The sequence below is a fragment of the Neptuniibacter sp. QD29_5 genome, assembly GCF_047778125.1.
Classification (GTDB): Bacteria; Pseudomonadota; Gammaproteobacteria; order Pseudomonadales; family Balneatricaceae; genus Neptuniibacter.
In genome coordinates, this window is record NZ_CP180556.1 from 2,219,768 (window position 1) to 2,237,822 (window position 18,055).

Consider the following 18,055-nt stretch of genomic DNA (forward strand, 5'->3'; position numbering starts at 1 on the left):
ATTATTCATAGGGCTTGGAAATGAAACCTTTTTGGCAAACAACAACCGGTGTGTTCACTTTATCGCTACTCATTACAGCACCGTTTTCGCATGCTTCTATCGAGCAACAACGCGAACAATTTCTGCAAGCAGAAACCTATCTAAAACAGAACAAAACGCAATCCTTTAAAAAGGCCCAAAAAGCACTTGCGGATTACCCTTTAGCACCTTATTTGGATTATCAGTACGAACTAAAGAGACTTTATAAGTCCAATTCTGGAAACATATCAGCGTTTATCGACAAATACCCAGAGTTACCAATTGCCAACCGGCTCAATCGTACTTGGCTAAATCATCTCGCTAAAAATAATAAATGGTCTACCTACCGCAAGCATTTTAGTAATCACCCTGTATCCAGCGTTCGCTATCAGTGCCACCAAAACACAGCGCTGCTAAATGGTAATTCCAAACAGAAAAAGGCGGCTCTCAAGAAAGCCCGCGAACTTTGGATGATAGGTAAATCACAACCCAAAGCGTGTGATCCTTTATTTAAAGCTTGGATGGCAACAGGCCGCCCAACATCCAACGAAGCGTTCCAACGCTTCTGGATGAGTGTCGAGCAAAATGAGATCAAACTCGCTCGCTACCTAACCAAAAAGATCAAAGATAAAAAACAGAAACAACAAGCTGAGCTTTTCTGGAAAGTGTACAACTCTCCAGAACTCGTTAGTGGTTCATCTTTAAACAAAATTGATAAAGCACAACGCCCTATTACCGCAGCTATCGCCTATAAACGCTGGTATCGAAAGCAACCGATTACCGCTACAGAAACTTGGATTAATAAGCGCGGTAAACTGATGTCGCAGATTGATCAAGATAAAGTTAGCCTGTACATGGGTGAGCGCCTTAATTGGAAATATCATAGCCAAGCGATCAAATTAAGTAAGCTGCTCGACCCTGAATTCCGCATCGAAGAACTGACCGAGCGACGCATTCGAAATGCTCTGGCTAAGCAAGATTGGAACACTGTAGTCGAAGCAATTAGCCACCTTAATGAAGAAGAGAAAAAAGATTCTAAATGGCAATACTGGTCTCTCATTGCTGAAAGGCATCTAAAGCCCGAGACTGATCAGAAAGATAAAATCGCCGAAGTTGCAAAAGACCGAAGCTTTTACGGTTTCTTGGCAGCAGAGTTAAATCAAAGCTCTTTCCAGCTTAATGCTAAATCAGATGCCGTGACCCAAGAGCAATTAGATGAATTAGCCGAGCTACCCGCTGCGGCTCGCGCAGGTGAGTTGTTTAAACTAGGCCGTTTAACCGAAGCTAATCGAGAATGGAATCTCGCCCTTTCTCAGATGGATGATCAGCAAAAGAACCTTGCTGGTTATCTAGCAAATTCTTGGGGTTGGCACCTACAAGCGATTATCAATGCAGCGAAAACTGAGCGTTGGGATCATATAGATCTTCGCTTCCCTTACCCTCATGCGAAACTATTTAAAGAGCATGCGGTTAAGAACGACCTCGATCTAAGTTTCCCAGTTGCTATAGCTCGCCAGGAAAGTGCATTCCTGTACAACGCCACGTCCCGTGTCGGCGCCCGTGGCTTAATGCAGTTAATGCCCCAAACAGCCAAACTTACGGCCAAAAAGCATAAAGTTCCGTATAAGAAAAATGCAGAGTTAGATAAACCTGAGATTAATATATCTCTTGGTTCTGCTTACTTAGGTGATATGCTAAAAAAATTCGATAACAACCCCGCCCATGCAGCAGCGGCCTATAATGCAGGCCCTCACCGTGTAACTAAGTGGCTTAAACAACGTGGCGATCTACCTTTAGACATCTGGATTGAAACTATTCCGTTTAAAGAAACGCGCAAATATGTTCAAAGTGTATTAGCATTCCGCGTCATTTATGATCGCTTAGAAGGTCGGCAGGCCAGCTTACTTAACGATAAGCAAATCGCCTTGTTAGCCGTTAACCAAAGCAAGAAAACCGCTTTATAAACAAATAGTAAAAGAAGATATCTGTATGACTAATCCTTGCTGGATTGATATTGGCGTTAACCTTACTGACAGTAGTTTTGATAAAGACAGGGAAGATGTAATCCAGCAAGCATTAGAACAGGGTATTGAACGTCTAATCATTACAGGCACAACACTCGATGAGAGCTTACAAGCTATCGAGTTATGCCAAAAATTTCCTGAACATCTCTACTGCACAGCGGGAATTCATCCCCACTACGCCAAAGATCACACAGCTAATCAACTGCAAGAGTTCAACGCGTTATTAAAAGAAGACTGTGTCGTCGCAGCGGGCGAGATGGGGTTAGACTTCAATCGAAATTTTTCTACACCGGAACAGCAAATCAATGCTTTTGAAAAGCAACTCGAAATCGCATGCACACACCAACAGCCTCTGTTTTTACATGAGCGAGACGCCCATAAAAAACAACTGGACATGCTTTACAGCTTCCGAGACCACATTCCCAAAGCCGTAGCGCATTGCTTCACCGGCAGCAAAGAAGAGCTGTATAACTATCTAGATCTGGATATGCACATTGGCATTACAGGTTGGATCTGTGATGAAAGACGTGGATTAGATCTACAAAAGCTGGTCAAAGACATTCCTTCCAATCGTTTGATGCTTGAAACGGATGCTCCTTACCTTCTTCCACGAGATATAAAACCGAAACCAAAATCTCGCCGCAACCTTCCAATCTATCTGCCGCACATAGCGACAAAAGTTGCTGAACTAAGAGACGTAGAGTTAGATCAGCTACAGCAAGATATTTATCAAACTACATGCGAATTCTTTGGACTCAATTAGACACACGCTGAAGAAATTCTAGGAGTTTGGATTGATCAAAAGGCCACTCCAACTCCTCTCTACTCTCTAAATCCAACAAAACTGGAATTTTCATACCATAACGTTCAACCAAGTCATCGTCATCTGCAATGTCGACCTGATAGATAGCATACTCCTGCATATCCACAGAAGACGCTATCAACTGCTCTGCCACTTCACAAAGATGACAACCTACCGTTCCCATCAATTCCAGTTCTCTCACTCTATTTACCCTTGCTAACTTTTTATTTCAGACCGTTCGACCGGAGACCTGAGCTAGATCACAGAATGCCTACAATCTGCATGCTATAGTCCACAGTCAATTTATATAGCGAATGAAAACCAGATAATACCGAAAAACAACGACGTACGTTTAAACAATAATGAATTGATCATGCAAAAAAACCAACACTGATGGATTTATCATGGTCAAGTTAAATAAGCCATAGAGCAATTTGCCCAAATAGGCTTAGCCACTTAAGACTCTCAACGTTATATAACATACGCCGAAGGCTGGTCTTTTGGCTCCTAGGAAAGCCGACCACGTCCTTTTTAAACAAAATGTCTATATTGAGCTAGATGACATCAAAGATCGCACAGAAGAGTTAAATTGTGTGAGTGTCAGTCCTACAGATTGCTGATTAGGCAAGTGGTACTAGAAAGGCGCGGGTCTTAAAGCCCTTGAAACATATTCAAGGTTAAAAGTTAATAAATATTCCCTATGCAGCAGTGCATCATTCTGTTTTAAAAGCGCTTTATTACCAAACTCCGGATTTAAAGAAAGACAAATCAATCCATGAAGGGACCATAAAGCAGATGCAAAATACAGAAGAATAGAGTTATAAAATTCTGCAACATATTGAGAGTATGATTGACGAACGAAACCTGACGAGCAATTAAAATCACCACATAAAACGAGTGTTTTACCTACAATCAGTATGACATTTATTGAACCAAGGCCGTAACACCTTAGTGTGATCGACCAAGGAATACCTTGATACATTGCACCGCACAAGAATATGCTGGACATATATATTCACGAAAACGCAATTAAAAGTTGCGATATTGTGAACTAAACCGTAAAACTTGTATTTCCACTATTCCATACTCGTTAAGAATATGTGAAGCAGGCAAGATGGAAGGACGGATATGACAAAGAAAGGCGACCCAATGGACAACAATAGCAACCTACTTTCCAACCCTCAGGAGTTTATTGACTACCTGAACACCGAAACCCAGAAAGTATTGGAGATGTTCTCAGCTTCTGGCTGTGATGATATTTTCACTAAGTTCACGCAATCCTGGACAGAGTTAGCTAACCGCTCTTGGGAAGACCCTACCGTTTGGATCCGTGCAATTACTGACTATCAGCAGAGTCAAATGAGCCTGTGGACTAACCTGCTAACAGGCAAAAGCAGCGAATCTGTTGCACAGCCAGCACGTGGCGACCGTCGCTTCCAAGCAGAAGAATGGTCTCAGAACCCAGTTTTCGATTACATCAAGCAGTCTTACCTACTAAGCTCTAAGCTTCTTCAGGAAATGGCAGCTAATGCGAATCTTTCTGACCAAGAACAGAAAAAACTTGAGTTCTACACGCAGCAATATATCGATGCGATGTCTCCAACTAACTTTGCGATTACCAACCCTGAAGTTCTTCAACAAGCGTTGGAAACTAAAGGTCAGAGTTTAGTTGATGGCCTTAAGAACCTACTAGGTGATGCTGAAAAAGGCCGCATCTCTATGACTGACGAGTCTGCATTTGTTCTAGGTGAGAACATTGCAACGACTAAAGGTTCTGTTGTATTTGAAAACGAGATGTTCCAGCTTATTCAGTACAAACCGACGACTGAAGAGACATACGCTCGCCCAACAATGATCGTGCCTCCTTGCATCAACAAGTTCTACATCCTTGACCTGCAAGAAAGCAACTCTTACGTAAAATACTGTGTTGACCAAGGCCAAACAACCTTCGTTATTTCTTGGTTGAACCCAACAATTGAACAGGGTCATATCACTTGGGATGACTACGTAGAAAAAGGCATCCTAAAAGCGACCCAAGTAGTTCAAGACATTACTAAGAGCGATAAAGTTAACGCAGTAGCATGGTGTGTAGGCGGTACTCTACTAACAACTGCTCTAGCGGTAATGGCAGCGCGCAAAGATACGTCTATCGCTTCTGCAACGTTCTTCACTACGCTTCTAGACTTCACTGATCCTGGTGATCTATGTGTATTCATTGACGAACAGCAGATTAAGAAGCTGGAAGACAAAGTAAATAATCAGGGCTACCTAAGTGGTCGTGAACTTGCTACATCTTTCAACATGCTGCGTTCAAACGATTTAATCTGGTCTTACGTTGTTAACAACTACCTTAAAGGTCAGACACCTCCTCCGTTCGATATTCTGTACTGGAACAGTGACTCTACTAACCTACCAGCAGGCATGTACACGTACTACATCAACAACATGTACATGGAAAACGGTCTAACTAAGAAAGACCAGTTAACTATCTGCGGTGAGAAAATCGATCTAGGTAAGATCAAGATCCCTTGCTACTTCCTATCTACAATCGAAGATCACATTGCTCCATGGAAAGGTACTTTCGAAGGTACTGAACTACTAAAAGGCAAAAACGAGTTCGTTCTAGGCGCAAGTGGTCACGTTGCAGGTGTTATCAACCCAGCTTCTAAGAACCGTCGTAACTACTGGATAAACGGTGAACTAGGTAACGGTGCAGATAGCTGGTTAGAATCGGCTGAGCGTCAGGAAGGTTCATGGTGGCCTCACTGGGCTGAGTGGTTGAAGCGTCGTGCAGGTAAGAAAGTTGCGGCTCCAACTACACCAGGTAACGAAGAGCATGGCGTTATCGAAGCAGCACCAGGTCGTTATGTAGCAGTACGTATCGACTAAGCTTAAATAGAAATAAAAAAACGGAGCATCTGCTCCGTTTTTTTTGTTTGAGGCCGTAATTAAATAGCAGCCTCTATTCGATCTCAGATCGTAACTGCTGAATATCTTCTTGAAGTTCCTGATCTTCCGTAAAGCCCGCAAACTTCTCCGCTTTAGCCAAAGCCTCAAGCGAAGCCTCACTCTGGCCTTCTTCAAATAGACGCTGAGCTAAAGAGTATTGAATTGAAGCCTTATACTCTGTCTCTTTTAAGTTATCGGCCAATTGATAAGCTTTCTGATAGAGTTTGATCGCATCTTGGTTTTCTTCTGAGAAGTCAGCTAGTGTTTCCCAAAACACAGGGTGATCGTTCTTCTTGCCTTTATACTGCTCAGCTAAAGCTTCCAATTCAGCATAAACGGAATAAAACTCTTTTTCGTTATCCGTCTCAGCCGCTTTCATCATCGACTCAGCAAAAGCTTCAATCTGCTCAAATATTTGTCTGTTCATTAATTAACTCTCCAACCATACGTCTTTGGCCCAGTTCCAAATAGATGGCCACTCGTCTTCAATCGTATCACCGTGTTGCCAAAGCAGGATTGCCGCATCTTGCGTAATACAGTAATAGCCATTCGCATGCTCACAGATCGGGATATACTCTCGAGGCATACCTATATCCCAAGCTGTAGCAGCTAATTCAGGTAAAAAAGTGTGCGAACTGGGATCAGCCACAGTCGCCGGCTCAATAGAACCACAAACGATATCACTTACTTCAAGCAGGAAGTGCTTATACTCATCCGGGAGTGAAATCAGAATCTGCTCTTCGATCTCTACTAGATCGTCTTCATCAGGTAGATCTAAAGGTACAGGAACTTCGACATTACGCTCTTGTAGTAACTCAATAATATCTTCCATATGGGCGCTCCTGTGTTAGGCGATTCAGATTCGGAGGCAGACTAGTCGAGCAGAGCGGAGAAGTAAATAAAAGAGATCGGATATATCCACCTTTAATAACTTTAGAGAATATTCATATACATAAAGACCGCAAACATTACTTCGTACGACAGTAGTTATGCCAAAATATGTAATACTTTAGAATTAATCTAATCCGAATTGCTAACTCCTTTGGCCTTATTTCCCAAGACTTTATCGACAGAATCCGTATAATTCGCGCCAAACATCCTGCAACCGTCAGAAAATGTCATAAAATTATGTTCTAGGTGTTGCAGAACAAAGAAGTCTCGGGTGATAACAGTTGACTCACCAAAGTCATAACTGTTGCGGCCACAAGCCCCCATCCCCGTAGCTACTTCACAAACCATTATTATTATTAAAATGGCGAAGTTCCTATGACCACAAAATCAGTAGACGTATTGCTAGTCGGCGCGGGAGCTATGAGTACGACCCTTGGCGTCATGCTCAAGCAGCTAGATCCTTCCCTGAAAATAAGCATGATCGAGCGCCTAGATCATGTCGCCCATGAAAGTACAGATGGCATGAACAATGCCGGTACGGGCCACGCGGCATATTGTGAATTGAACTACACGCCACAAATGCCAGACGGCACGATCAATGCCACTAAAGCTTTCGCGATTAATGCCTCTTTCGAAGTTAGCTTGCAATTCTGGTCATACCTCGTAGAACAAAACGCCCTTCCTGAACCTTCTCAATTTATTAACCCTGTACCGCACCAAAGCTTTGTATGGGGCGAGAAGAACGTAGAATTCCTTCGCAATCGTTATGAAACATTGAGTGCTACGCACCAGTTTGCGGATATGGAATACAGCGAAGATCACGCAGTATTGAAAGAGTGGATGCCACTGGTCATGGAAAACCGTGATCCAAGTGAGAAAGTTGCAGCCACTCGTGTTGCTTACGGCTCCGACGTAAACTTTGGTTCGCTTGCACGCAACATGGTGAACTTCCTAGAAGCTCAAGATGATTTCGAGCTTCTACTTAGCCGTACAGTAAAAGACCTGAAGCAAGACCAAGATAAAAACTGGACGGTCACCCTTAAGAATGACCAAACTGGCGATAAAGAAGTTATCAACGCTAAGTTTGTATTCCTTGGTGCTGGTGGTGGCGCGCTACCACTTCTACAAAAAGCGGGCATCTCCGAAGGTAAAGGTTATGGCGGCTTCCCTGTAAGTGGTCAATGGCTAGTTTGCCGTAAACCAGAAATCGTTAAGAAACACCTAGCTAAAGTTTATGGCACAGCACCTATCGGTGCCCCACCGATGTCTGTACCTCACTTGGACACTCGCGTCATCGGCGGTGAACAGGCACTACTGTTTGGCCCATTCGCTGGATTTACGACTAAGTTCTTGAAGAAAGGCTCTATCTTCGACATGCCACTAAGCATCAACCTTGGCAACATCAAGCCGATGCTTTCTGTAGGTATGAATAACATGGACCTTACTAAGTACCTAATCAGTGAAGTAATGCAGTCTCACAGCTCTCGTGTAGACGCACTAAGAAACTTCTTCCCTGATGCGAAAGATGAAGACTGGGAACTTTCTTACGCAGGTCAACGCGTGCAGATCATCAAAGAAGATGAGAACGGTAAAGGCAAGCTGGAGTTCGGTACCGAAGTAATCTCGGCTGAAGACGGTACACTTGCTGCCCTTCTAGGTGCTTCACCTGGCGCATCAACTGCAGTCCAGACGATGATCAACATTGTAGAAACATGCTTCGCAGAAAAACTTGCTACACAAGAGTGGCAAGACAAAATTCATGCGATGATCCCATCTTACGGTCAGGATCTGACTCAAGATGCAGCGTTACTAAATAGCGTGCGTAAGCGCACCTTATCTACGCTGGGGCTTGATACTATAAAAAAGACTGAAATGCAGGCTGATAGCAGCCTGCAAGATCAAGGCACAGCAGCCTAGTCGAAAACAACTATAATGATATAGAGTCAATCCCAAAGCCGGTCTACTGACCGGCTTTTTTATTTATCTACCCTTTTCGCTACAATAACCTTTTAACTTTTTCTGACGTGACTATGCAATGTAGAGAAAATTGCGGTGCCTGCTGCATTGCGCCGAGCATCACCAGCTTGAACAAACCTGCTGGCGAACGCTGCAAATATTTAGATCAGCAAAATCGATGTGAAATTTTTGGTACAGATCTAAGACCAAAAGCTTGCGCTAACTTTGCACCAGAAGAAGAGTTTTGCGGTCAAAATAGAGAAGAAGCACTACAGATTCTGACCCTTCTGGAAAGTAGCACTCATTAATCGATACAGCTTTTAGGCAATAAAAAAGCAAGCCCTAGGCTTGCCTTTCTATCATGTGCAGGACGGGACTTTAACCCCGTAGCAACAGCTTAAACTTTAACGATGTTTTCAGCTTGTGGGCCTTTTTGACCTTGAGTCACAGTAAACTCTACTTTTTGGCCTTCAGCTAAGCTTTTGAAGCCTTCGCCCTGAATTGCACTGAAATGTGCAAATACGTCCGGACCACCTTCCTGCTCAATAAAACCAAAGCCTTTTTCGTCGTTAAACCACTTAACTGTTCCAGTTGTTGCCATCTTTCAAAACCCTATTTTGAATAATTAAAATCAGCCGAAGCAACGAAAGATTTCCTGCTTAAAGCTGTTAAATAGAAAAAACCGACAGCATTGAAAGAGTTAGGCCAAGAGTTTCCTTGCCGCAACATTAAAGCAGCCATGTCTTTTCCGATCATCTGATCATAGCGCTGCTTTGTGTTAATTCAATTCCATTTGTGTGTTTTTTGATGTTTTTTTGACCAAAAAGCACTCTACAATAGTCTAAGACTCGACTAATCGATAAGTAATTCACTGTCATATCCGCTACTTAAGCACCTTATTAACGTAATTCAGTCCTTTATTTTTATTATAAGAATTAATCCAACTGCCTTTCATCGCGGTATACTTGAAACCTGCATAGGTTCAAGAAGCGCTCTAACAACTTAACTCTACCTCTTTCAGTTGCATCTAAGGATCATCCCCTGAAACGTCTACAAGAAATTAAAATAATCCTTAGCCTTGGCTTCCCGATAGCGATCGCACAAGTAGCACAAACCTCTATGGGCTTTGTCGATACGCTGATGGCCGGACGTTATAGCGCAACAGATCTAGCAGCAGTGGCATTAGGATCGAGTATCTGGCTACCTATCTTCATCGCTAGCCAAGGTATTTTAATGGCTACCACTCCTATGGTTGCTCATTTAGTAGGCGCCAATAAAGAAAAAGCGAGTTCCGAAACTCTGCACCAGGGCGTCATCATAGTCGCAATTTTAAGCTTACTCGCGATCTTTACCCTGCATAACTGCGATCCAATTCTTGCTTTTATGGGTGTAGAAGAAGAACTAGCAAGTTTAACCACACAATACCTAGCAGCCATAAGCTGGGGATTCCCTGCCCTTCTGCTTTATCAACTTATCCGCAGCTATATTGAAGGTTTTGGCAAAACGCAGCCCGCGATGAAAATCTCCATCCTTGGGCTTTTGTTTAACATCCCACTTAACTATGCACTGATTTATGGCGAATTTGGTTTCCCAGAACTAGGAGGCGTTGGGTGTGGCTGGGCAACAGCTATTGTTATGTGGATTATGTTCTTCAGCGCGCTCATCTATCTGGCAAAATCTCCAACCTTTGTGGCAATCCAACCTTTTTCTGGCTGGTCCCTACCTGAACCATCAGCACTTAAAAACTTTTTAAAGCTCGGACTGCCCATCGGCATCGCCCTTTTAATTGAAGTCAGCATGTTTTCGGTAATTGCCCTGCTTTTGGCAGATTTTGGTGAGGTAATGATCGCCTCTCACCAGATCACGATCAGCTTTACCGGCCTGATCTTTATGCTGCCTTTAAGTATATCCCTAGCACTCACCATACGCGTTGGTCATCAACTCGGAGCGCAAAAACCTGAAGCAGCAAAATTCAGTGCTGTTACAGGTTTGATTATCACTTTAACCTTAGCAATCTTCAGCTCTTCACTGATGGCAATATTTGCAACGCCAATTGCCGAGCTTTATACCCAAGAAGTTCAGATTATTGAGATCGCCAGTACATTGATCATTATTGCAGCCCTTTTCCAGTTCTCAGATGCCATCCAGATAACGTGCTCAGGAGCTCTTAGGGGCTACAAAGATACCGTTGTTCCACTTATGCTAGTGTTTATCGCCTATTGGCTCATTGGTCTTCCTTCTGGTTATATCTTAGGTAAAACAGAGTTGATTACTGAAGCGATGGGTCCTAAAGGGTTCTGGATTGGTTTACTTATTGGCTTAACCATTGGCGCTATACTGTTAATTACTCGATTACACTGGAAAAGCAACCAAGTGCTCAGCCAAGCCCAATATCATTAACCTAGTTATGCTAAAACGGTTCTCAATTCTTATCATCCTACTAATCCCCCTTAGCGGATGTAGCCGAGATACACCTGAACTAGTCTTAGATAATTACCTTTACCGTCTAAGTAACACCCTAGATCTAAATCAACCTCAGTCATACATCCCTGAGACAAGAGTGCAATTCCCGCTTAAACGCGATCGACTACTCAAAACCACAGAGATCCGAGAAGGTCTTTTAGACGTCTTGAAGTTAAAACGTTGTGATCTGCTACCTCTAATCGCAGAGCGAAATAGCTCTCTTGGCAAGGTAGCAACCCCATCAACGAAATTACAATATGAGCTTAATTTCTATTATTTATTGAATCAGTGCATACAATCCTTGGGAAATGACATCGCAATTGATACTGAATTGCTCAGAAGAGTTAACGAAATCTATCGCGTAAAACGCGAAAATCTACCAGCTGAATTATGGAATGGAATATTTACTGCTCCAGAGGTAGAAGCAAATTTCAGTCGATCACAAGCACCCCTTCCGATTACTGATAACAGCAGCAGTCAACAAAGTATCGAAGCCCTGCAAACATTAGTGAATTTAACCGCTAACAACCTTGATCAATTGGGAACGACAAAGCCTAATAAAGAACGTTTAAACCAAGCATTCAAAGTCTTACACAGTAATCGATCTGGCCCAGCAATTATCAGCTCACTTGAAATATTGACCTACCACCTTGATCAAGCCGCTCGCTTGTTAGAACAACGTAATTCACCTAAAAACCCTCTATGTAGAAACGAAAGTCCAAATAAAACAGCACGCATTCTAGAAAATGTTTTTTATAAGTTTTATATCGGTGAAGTTTTACCTTATTTAGCGCAAACTGACCGATATGCCTCTCAATGGCTCGACCTTAATCAGCAATTACTGCAGAATTACAAAGCATTATCAGTATCTATTCCACAATCAATGGAAACTTATTCAGCCACTGTACTGTCCAAAACATCACCGCAAAGCCTTTGGTTGAATTACCAGCAAGCTAGGGATAAACATACCGAAGCTTGGCAAAAAACTTTAAAAAATTGCGGCATGATGCCGACACAAAAAGATTAACCGCTTTTGAGCTACGGATTGGACATTGAACCCAGCCTTTAAATCAAAACAGCACAGCAACAACTTAACGTTCAATACTGCGTTTTTTGTATTGCTACTACTAGCTTCAGCTCTTCTACTTACCCAAGTAGATGCTGAAAGCATTCGCCTGAGCAAAGCTGATATTGAAAAATTGGGGAATAAATACGGAACCAAAGCTAAACTTCGACTCGAAACTTGGCAGAGCCTATTAACCGAATTAGCCAATGAGAGTGAAAGTAATAAGCTAGAACGCGTAAATAACTTTTTTAACCAAGTGCGCTTTATCGATGATATCAAACACTGGAAAAAGAAAGATTACTGGGCCACACCCGTAGAATTTCTTATTACCAACGGCGGTGACTGCGAAGATTTCAGCATAGCTAAGTACTACACACTCAAAGAACTAGGCGTACCCGTAGAAAAAATGAATTTAGCCTATGTTAAAGCCCTAGAGTATAACCAAGCCCACATGGTTTTAACGTACTACCCCAAACCGCGTGCAACACCATTGGTGCTGGATAATATTAATGGCGAAATTCTGCCTGCATCAAAGCGCACAGACCTATTGCACGTTTATAGTTTTAATGGTGATAAACTATGGCTCTCAAAAATGGGACGTAGAACTACACTAGTAGGAACATCAGACAGATTAAAGCCTTGGGTAAAACTACAATCTCGTATTGAAAACAAGGATCTTAACCTAAGGTAGGTTTAATGATGAGGAGTATCTATTATGTCACTGGTTAACCAACTTATCGCCGCAATCTTTGCGGTACTCATAGGTTTGGTTTCTGGCACCCTTTACATAATGTCAGAAAGCTCACGTTCAATTCTCCAAGACCAGTTAGAATCTCACGCGCAAGATTCTGCCACCCATTTAGGCCTTTACCTTGCCCCTTATATGGCTGACAACGACAGTGCAACTATTGAAACTGCCGTGAATGCAATTTTCGACAGCGGCTTCTACCAGCGCATAATTGTGACTAATGCGGATGAAGAGATTCTGTTCGAGAAAAAGACCCCTGAAACCATCAGTGAAGAGGTACCGGAGTGGTTTAAATCAATGGTACAAATCACTCCACCATCAATGTTCAGGGAGGTAGCTTACCAATGGCAACAAGTAGGGAAAATCTACGTACAAAGCAGCGCTGGTTATGCTTATGATAAACTCTGGAAAGGTGCACAAGATAGCATCATCCTCTTTATATGCCTGTCCATTTTATGCCTGTTAGCCATCAGCTCCCTCATTAGATACTTACTTAAACCCCTGCACACAGTAGAACAGCAAGCGATCGCTCTTTCGGAAAAACGTTATTTAGAGCAAGACATATTACCGAGTACACGTGAGTTAAAACGCGTAGTGCAAGCAATGAACCGTATGGTTAAACAAGTACAGGTGATGTTTGATGAGCAAGCTAGAAATATTGAAGAGTTACGTAGAAACGCTTATCAAGACAGCCTAACAGGCTTATCCAACCAACGCGCAACTGAAGCTCAGCTCGCCGAACGCCTTGATTACCGTAAAGACTTTGGTAAAGGCACCCTATTTAATATCCACTTATGCAATCTGCAAGAAACTAATAAGCAGATAGGGATGGATAAGACTAATAATTTACTAAAACACCTAGCCAGCCATCTAGAAGATTTCGCACGCACATCAGATCAAAGCTTACTCGGTCGTGTAACCGGGGCAGACTTTATCCTGTTGGTTAATACGATTGATACTGACCTGCTGAAGCTTAAACTGGAACAGTTAGATCAAGAAACTCGTAAGTATCTAGCTCAACTCACGGGTCAAGATATTACAAGCTCAATAATCAGCGTCGGCAGTTGCGAATGTAACGATGAGAGCAACAGTAGCCAATTACTATCTGAAGCCCGAATAGCGAGTAACGAAGCAGAAAAATCCAGAGTACTGTGGAAACAATTCAACACTTCAGAAAAAACTACAACTCAACCACAGCAGTCTGACTGGAAACAGCATGTTGCTAACGCGATTAATCAACGCCAAATATTTTTACAGATTCAAAGCGTATTCAGCAAAAAACCTGGGTCAATGCCTATTCAGGATGAGATCTTTGCGCGTATTCTTAACCAGAATAACCAACCCGCTTCTGCCGGTGAGTTCATTAGCGTTGTAAAAGAGCTTGGCCTAATGCCCGAGATGGATAGAGCCGTAATCGAACTAGCACTAGAACAACATGATAATATTGCCTGCCCGCTGACCATTAACTTGAGTCATGAAGCCGTAAGCAGTGAAAACTTTAGAACATGGCTACTGGATAAGCTAAAGACTATCAGCCCTGGCGTTAAAGTTCTATTCGAGTTGGATGAAACCAGTGTACTGAACAATATCGAAGGCATTCTAGAGTTCCGTAAGGCTCTAAAATCAATTGGTGCAGAGTTTGGTGTCGACCACTTCGGCATTCACCCTAGCGGCTTCTCTTACCTGCACTCGATACAGCCTGATTACATCAAAATTGATGGTTCATTAATCCGCAATATCGACCAGAACGATGAAGACCGCTTCTTTGTTAGCAGCCTAATCAGCGTAGCTCATAGCCTTGAAATCGAAGCCTACGCAGAACACGTAGAGAGAGAAAGTCAGCTACAAATCCTTGAAGGACTGAATGCAGACGGTAGCCAAGGCTACCTTCACGGCACACCAAAACCCTTAAGTAAAGCTTAGGGGTTTAGCAACCACATTTCAGACATAAAAAAACGGCGGTATTAACCGCCGTTTTTATATCTACCGTAGGACTTACTTACGACCTACTAGCATTTCAAGCTTCTTGCTCATACGCTCTTCGCGCTCTTGCTCTTTACGCTTTTCCTGACGTACTTTATTGATCTCTTTCAACTTACCTTTCGCGTGATCTGACTCTTCTTTAGTCACAACACCAGCTGGCTCACCGTTAATATCAATACGCTCAGCGCCTTCGCGCAGGGAACGGTAGTAGTTCAGCGAACGAACATAACTCGCAAGAGCACGTTTGATTTTGTTCTTAGCGACTTTTTCGTCAGCAACAAGATCTTCTTGAATGCCTATTTTTAGAGGCCTAACGTTTTTACGATCAAAGGTTTTCGGATACGCTTCCATCAACTGCTGCAGAGCAGCCATATTTGCAGCACGGTTTTTGGATTTCGCCTTTGGCGTTTTATTTACTACGTCATTCACCTGATTAGCCTCTGATTGGAAAACTTGCTTTGACTGAGTCAGATTCGCCTCCGCAGAATCCAGCATATTTTCCAATTGATCAATTAATTGCCTAGTTTTAGTACTTATCTGCTCAACATCCACAGACATCATTCACCCTTACGAATGTAATACCCGTAAAGGTCGTCTTCTACATACTGCTCAACCAATTCATGTCCTAAAAACGTACAGAACTTAGGAATATCGCGCTGAGTAGAAGGATCAGTTGCCAAAATATGCAGCACTTCCCCTGCCAGCATATCCCTAACATGATTATGCAACATCATAACAGGCTCAGGACAGTATAGGCCCTTTGCATCAAGAATATGGTCGGCTTTGATGTCCGTCATGTTTTATCTCTTGCAGAAAGATGCGTATTGTCTCAAATTACCTATGACAGCAAAAGTCATTTAATCAGTAATTAAGCAACTAAAGTCGCTTTTAAAATAAAAATAATCCATTCTATATGTGTGGAACGTAGTTTTAGATGGAGAGATCATATGATTCGAGTACTTATCGAACGACATATTGCCGATGACTTAGGCGTGCACTATGAAAAAGCTGCCCGTGAAACGCTACAATTAGCGATGCAAGCACACGGCTTCATTTCTGGCGAAGCTCTCAAAAATGCCAGTGATCCAAACCACAGGATGGTTATTGCAACCTATAGAACTCTTCAAGACTGGCAACGCTGGGCACAATCCTCAGAGCGCCAAGATATGATGGCGACTCTTAACCCAATGCTAGAAACCGAGGAAAAAGTCACCGTTTTTGAACACTAATGTCCGAAACTGCCATCTTAACGCTGTATCTTTACAGCACTCTAAGGTGGCAGGTTATCTCCTCTCGATCATGGTAAAGGTGTTTAGCCGATAACTCATACGCTAAGCCCTCCTGCATAAACCTTTCAGCAATCAGATTTAAACAGGATACAACCTCTTGATAACGCTGCTTCATGGGCAGCTTAAGGTTGAAGATAGCCTCATCGCACCAACCGTTGATCACCCAATCAGCCGCCATCCCAGCAGTTTTAATCGGTTTATCCACAACGTCACACACCATCATATTGACGGGCTGCGCCGGTATAAATTTGTAAGCGTCTTCTTGAACGTGGGTCACTTGTCCAGATTCCATCAACTGATCTTGCATCGGCCCATTGTCTACAGCAGTAACAAACATACTGCGCTGAACCAACTGCCAAGTCCAACCACCTGGAGCGGCACCTAAATCGACTGCTGTGGAACCGTGAGGGATTCGCACATCCCAATCTTCACGTGGAATAAACCAGTGCCACGCCTCTTCTAACTTAAGAGTGGAACGACTGGGTGCTTGTTTAGGGAACTTAAGACGTGGCACGCCTAATGGCCAAGGCGCAGAGTTGTTCACAGGCGCATAACCCACAAACATTTCAGTGCCAGACAAAACGAACAGCAACAAACGATTACCTTTACTATTCGCTTTTTTCTTCAAGCGTCCACTTTTACGTAGCTTTTGTGCCAAAGCTGAGCTGAACTTCTTCGAAAAGGTAGCCAACTCGCGACCATCTGTTGTATCTGGGTATTCTGCCCAAAGATCAGTACAATCAGGAAAATCATTAAGAATCTGTTGTAACTGCGAAATACGATCGTCCCGTTCTAGTTGCTCGCAATCGCCGCAAACCATCCACTGTCTTACAAAAATCAGGCTATTAAAATCAATTTCGGTAATAGCGCGTTCAGCTTCACCTGGAGTTTGCAGATGAAACTCCACATACCCCTGACCAGGCTCTAAGGTGCAGTACCCATACACACCAATGTTAGAGCACTGATCAGTAATCTCCCCTGCGACCTCTTTCTCAAAGCCTGATCGGCACTGTAGGACTAATCGATTAAAATATGTCAACTTAGCTGTTTCCCGATAATCTGAGCAATATGGTCCAGATGCTGAATCTGTGTAAAACCTGAAGCCTTACGCGGTTTGATGTCATGATCACCATCCTCAAACCAATGCACATGGACAGATGGCGGCAGATTGTACTCTGTAACTTCAGGAAGTGAACCCATTGGATCCCTTTCTCCTTGAAATATATGCAAAGGCTTGGACAGATCCATTAAATGATTAGCTCGTAACGAATCGGGCTTGCCAAGCGGATGAAAAGGGTAACCGAAAACAAATCCAGCACTTACAGCTGGATGACTTAGCAACATTGAAGCTGCACGCCCCCCCCCATAGATTTACCCGCCAAATATAGAGGCTGATCGCCTTCTACTTGTTCCTCTATCAAATTTGTAAAAAATTCCAGTAATTTTGGCATTCTATCTGGGGGGCGACGCTTACCCGTTTCTCGAATAGTCTGCATATAAGGAAATTCAAAACGAACAACCTGCAAGCCCAGCCCTGCCAATCGCACTGCCATCTCTTGCATAAACTCGCTATCCATCGGTGCACCTGCACCATGCGCAAATAGCACTTTCCCCGCTTTCAAATCACCATCAATTAAAATAAACAGACCCTTAATCAGTCAAAAAATGAGTTTTACCGCTGTTTCAAAGTTGACTTGAATCAACAAACGCTGAGAAAAGCCTTACTGTGCAGCACAAAATGCGACGTTTTTTACGACAAAAAACGCCAAAACTATATCTCTTTTTAAAACAAAGGATTACAACCTATAAAAAATATTCCTTATATTTCATTAAGTTAAAAAACACCCCAACCTAAAAGTATCAAGC

Annotated in this window: 19 protein-coding genes; 10 read left to right on the plus strand and 9 right to left on the minus strand. The window is 42.8% G+C overall.

What is annotated here, in order from left to right:
- Positions 1-20: 20 nt before the first annotated feature.
- On the plus strand, positions 21-1,982 hold the full coding sequence (locus ACMXYR_RS10435; RefSeq protein ID WP_415901509.1) for a transglycosylase SLT domain-containing protein: 1,962 nt from the start codon (positions 21-23) through the stop codon (positions 1,980-1,982).
- 25 nt (positions 1,983-2,007) lie between these two features.
- Positions 2,008-2,805 carry a TatD family hydrolase gene (locus ACMXYR_RS10440; RefSeq protein WP_415901510.1) on the plus strand — a complete coding sequence of 266 codons (798 nt, stop codon included), beginning with the start codon at positions 2,008-2,010 and terminating at the stop codon, positions 2,803-2,805.
- Here ACMXYR_RS10440 and ACMXYR_RS10445 read toward each other — a convergent pair.
- Positions 2,798-3,046: a glutaredoxin family protein gene (locus tag ACMXYR_RS10445; protein ID WP_415901511.1), complete on the minus strand. Its 249-nt coding sequence runs from the start codon at positions 3,044-3,046 to the stop codon at positions 2,798-2,800. The two genes, ACMXYR_RS10440 and ACMXYR_RS10445, sit on opposite strands and share 8 nt — an antisense overlap.
- 926 nt (positions 3,047-3,972) lie before the next feature.
- Between ACMXYR_RS10445 and ACMXYR_RS10450 the strand changes: the two genes are divergently transcribed.
- Positions 3,973-5,733 (plus strand): PHA/PHB synthase family protein, encoded by a 1,761-nt coding sequence (locus ACMXYR_RS10450; protein ID WP_415901512.1) that lies wholly within the window; start codon positions 3,973-3,975, stop codon positions 5,731-5,733.
- Positions 5,734-5,806: 73 nt separating this feature from the next.
- On the opposite strand, the gene ACMXYR_RS10455 is transcribed toward ACMXYR_RS10450, so the two are convergent.
- Complete coding sequence (locus ACMXYR_RS10455; protein ID WP_415901513.1) at positions 5,807-6,220, minus strand: hypothetical protein; 414 nt, start codon at positions 6,218-6,220, stop codon at positions 5,807-5,809.
- 3 nt (positions 6,221-6,223) lie between these two features.
- Positions 6,224-6,625 carry an SMI1/KNR4 family protein gene (locus ACMXYR_RS10460; protein WP_415884081.1) on the minus strand — a complete coding sequence of 134 codons (402 nt, stop codon included), beginning with the start codon at positions 6,623-6,625 and terminating at the stop codon, positions 6,224-6,226.
- 434 nt (positions 6,626-7,059) lie between these two features.
- Here ACMXYR_RS10460 and mqo point away from each other — a divergent pair, with 434 nt between their 5' ends.
- Positions 7,060-8,601, plus strand: coding sequence for a malate dehydrogenase (quinone) (gene mqo / locus ACMXYR_RS10465; protein ID WP_415901514.1), 1,542 nt, complete (start codon positions 7,060-7,062; stop codon positions 8,599-8,601).
- A gap of 167 nt (positions 8,602-8,768) precedes the next feature.
- On the plus strand, positions 8,769-8,948 hold the full coding sequence (locus tag ACMXYR_RS10470) for a Fe-S-cluster oxidoreductase (RefSeq protein WP_415901515.1): 180 nt from the start codon (positions 8,769-8,771) through the stop codon (positions 8,946-8,948).
- Between the two features lie 89 nt (positions 8,949-9,037).
- On the opposite strand, the gene ACMXYR_RS10475 is transcribed toward ACMXYR_RS10470, so the two are convergent.
- Complete coding sequence (locus ACMXYR_RS10475; RefSeq protein WP_415884078.1) at positions 9,038-9,241, minus strand: cold-shock protein; 204 nt, start codon at positions 9,239-9,241, stop codon at positions 9,038-9,040.
- A gap of 518 nt (positions 9,242-9,759) precedes the next feature.
- Here ACMXYR_RS10475 and ACMXYR_RS10480 point away from each other — a divergent pair.
- From ACMXYR_RS10480 to ACMXYR_RS10495, 4 genes are all read left to right on the plus strand, one after another.
- The gene (locus ACMXYR_RS10480) at positions 9,760-11,040 is read left to right on the plus strand and encodes an MATE family efflux transporter (RefSeq protein WP_415901516.1); all 1,281 of its coding nucleotides are present in this window, start codon (positions 9,760-9,762) and stop codon (positions 11,038-11,040) included.
- Between the two features lie 7 nt (positions 11,041-11,047).
- Positions 11,048-12,130 (plus strand): DUF3080 family protein, encoded by a 1,083-nt coding sequence (locus ACMXYR_RS10485; protein ID WP_415901517.1) that lies wholly within the window; start codon positions 11,048-11,050, stop codon positions 12,128-12,130.
- Between the two features lie 91 nt (positions 12,131-12,221).
- A complete protein-coding gene (locus ACMXYR_RS10490; protein ID WP_415903643.1) occupies positions 12,222-12,860 on the plus strand; it encodes a transglutaminase-like cysteine peptidase in 639 nt (212 codons plus the stop codon).
- A gap of 24 nt (positions 12,861-12,884) precedes the next feature.
- Positions 12,885-14,840 (plus strand): EAL domain-containing protein, encoded by a 1,956-nt coding sequence (locus ACMXYR_RS10495; RefSeq protein ID WP_415901518.1) that lies wholly within the window; start codon positions 12,885-12,887, stop codon positions 14,838-14,840.
- 72 nt (positions 14,841-14,912) lie between these two features.
- Here the strand turns inward: ACMXYR_RS10495 and ACMXYR_RS10500 are convergent, their stop codons facing one another.
- Complete coding sequence (locus ACMXYR_RS10500) at positions 14,913-15,458, minus strand: ProQ/FINO family protein (protein ID WP_415884072.1); 546 nt, start codon at positions 15,456-15,458, stop codon at positions 14,913-14,915.
- Entirely contained in the window at positions 15,458-15,697 is a 240-nt protein-coding gene (gene tusA, locus ACMXYR_RS10505) for a sulfurtransferase TusA (RefSeq protein ID WP_415884071.1), read from the minus strand. The genes ACMXYR_RS10500 and tusA overlap by 1 nt, the downstream gene beginning before the upstream one ends.
- A gap of 150 nt (positions 15,698-15,847) precedes the next feature.
- Here tusA and ACMXYR_RS10510 point away from each other — a divergent pair, with 150 nt between their 5' ends.
- On the plus strand, positions 15,848-16,129 hold the full coding sequence (locus ACMXYR_RS10510) for an antibiotic biosynthesis monooxygenase family protein (RefSeq protein ID WP_415901519.1): 282 nt from the start codon (positions 15,848-15,850) through the stop codon (positions 16,127-16,129).
- 31 nt (positions 16,130-16,160) lie between these two features.
- On the opposite strand, the gene rlmM is transcribed toward ACMXYR_RS10510, so the two are convergent.
- The 3 genes from rlmM to ACMXYR_RS10525 are packed head-to-tail and all read right to left on the minus strand — an operon-like array spanning position 16,161 to position 17,766.
- Complete coding sequence (rlmM, locus tag ACMXYR_RS10515; RefSeq protein ID WP_415901520.1) at positions 16,161-17,228, minus strand: 23S rRNA (cytidine(2498)-2'-O)-methyltransferase RlmM; 1,068 nt, start codon at positions 17,226-17,228, stop codon at positions 16,161-16,163.
- Positions 17,225-17,533 carry an alpha/beta family hydrolase gene (locus ACMXYR_RS10520; protein ID WP_415901521.1) on the minus strand — a complete coding sequence of 103 codons (309 nt, stop codon included), beginning with the start codon at positions 17,531-17,533 and terminating at the stop codon, positions 17,225-17,227. Before ACMXYR_RS10520 ends, rlmM begins: the two co-directional genes overlap by 4 nt.
- A complete protein-coding gene (locus ACMXYR_RS10525) occupies positions 17,524-17,766 on the minus strand; it encodes an alpha/beta family hydrolase (protein ID WP_415901522.1) in 243 nt (80 codons plus the stop codon). The genes ACMXYR_RS10520 and ACMXYR_RS10525 overlap by 10 nt, the downstream gene beginning before the upstream one ends.
- Positions 17,767-18,055: the final 289 nt, after the last annotated feature.

Coding starts and splice junctions, on each gene's coding strand:
- ACMXYR_RS10435 (WP_415901509.1), top strand. CDS start 21: ATGAAACCTTTTTGGCAAACAACAACCGGTGTGTTCACTTTATCGCTA.
- ACMXYR_RS10440 (WP_415901510.1), top strand. CDS start 2,008: ATGACTAATCCTTGCTGGATTGATATTGGCGTTAACCTTACTGACAGT.
- ACMXYR_RS10450 (WP_415901512.1), top strand. CDS start 3,973: ATGACAAAGAAAGGCGACCCAATGGACAACAATAGCAACCTACTTTCC.
- ACMXYR_RS10455 (WP_415901513.1), bottom strand. CDS start 6,220: ATGAACAGACAAATATTTGAGCAGATTGAAGCTTTTGCTGAGTCGATG.
- ACMXYR_RS10460 (WP_415884081.1), bottom strand. CDS start 6,625: ATGGAAGATATTATTGAGTTACTACAAGAGCGTAATGTCGAAGTTCCT.
- mqo (WP_415901514.1), top strand. CDS start 7,060: ATGACCACAAAATCAGTAGACGTATTGCTAGTCGGCGCGGGAGCTATG.
- ACMXYR_RS10475 (WP_415884078.1), bottom strand. CDS start 9,241: ATGGCAACAACTGGAACAGTTAAGTGGTTTAACGACGAAAAAGGCTTT.
- ACMXYR_RS10480 (WP_415901516.1), top strand. CDS start 9,760: ATGGGCTTTGTCGATACGCTGATGGCCGGACGTTATAGCGCAACAGAT.
- ACMXYR_RS10485 (WP_415901517.1), top strand. CDS start 11,048: ATGCTAAAACGGTTCTCAATTCTTATCATCCTACTAATCCCCCTTAGC.
- ACMXYR_RS10495 (WP_415901518.1), top strand. CDS start 12,885: ATGTCACTGGTTAACCAACTTATCGCCGCAATCTTTGCGGTACTCATA.
- ACMXYR_RS10500 (WP_415884072.1), bottom strand. CDS start 15,458: ATGTCTGTGGATGTTGAGCAGATAAGTACTAAAACTAGGCAATTAATT.
- tusA (WP_415884071.1), bottom strand. CDS start 15,697: ATGACGGACATCAAAGCCGACCATATTCTTGATGCAAAGGGCCTATAC.
- ACMXYR_RS10510 (WP_415901519.1), top strand. CDS start 15,848: ATGATTCGAGTACTTATCGAACGACATATTGCCGATGACTTAGGCGTG.
- ACMXYR_RS10520 (WP_415901521.1), bottom strand. CDS start 17,533: ATGTTGCTAAGTCATCCAGCTGTAAGTGCTGGATTTGTTTTCGGTTAC.
- ACMXYR_RS10525 (WP_415901522.1), bottom strand. CDS start 17,766: ATGGATAGCGAGTTTATGCAAGAGATGGCAGTGCGATTGGCAGGGCTG.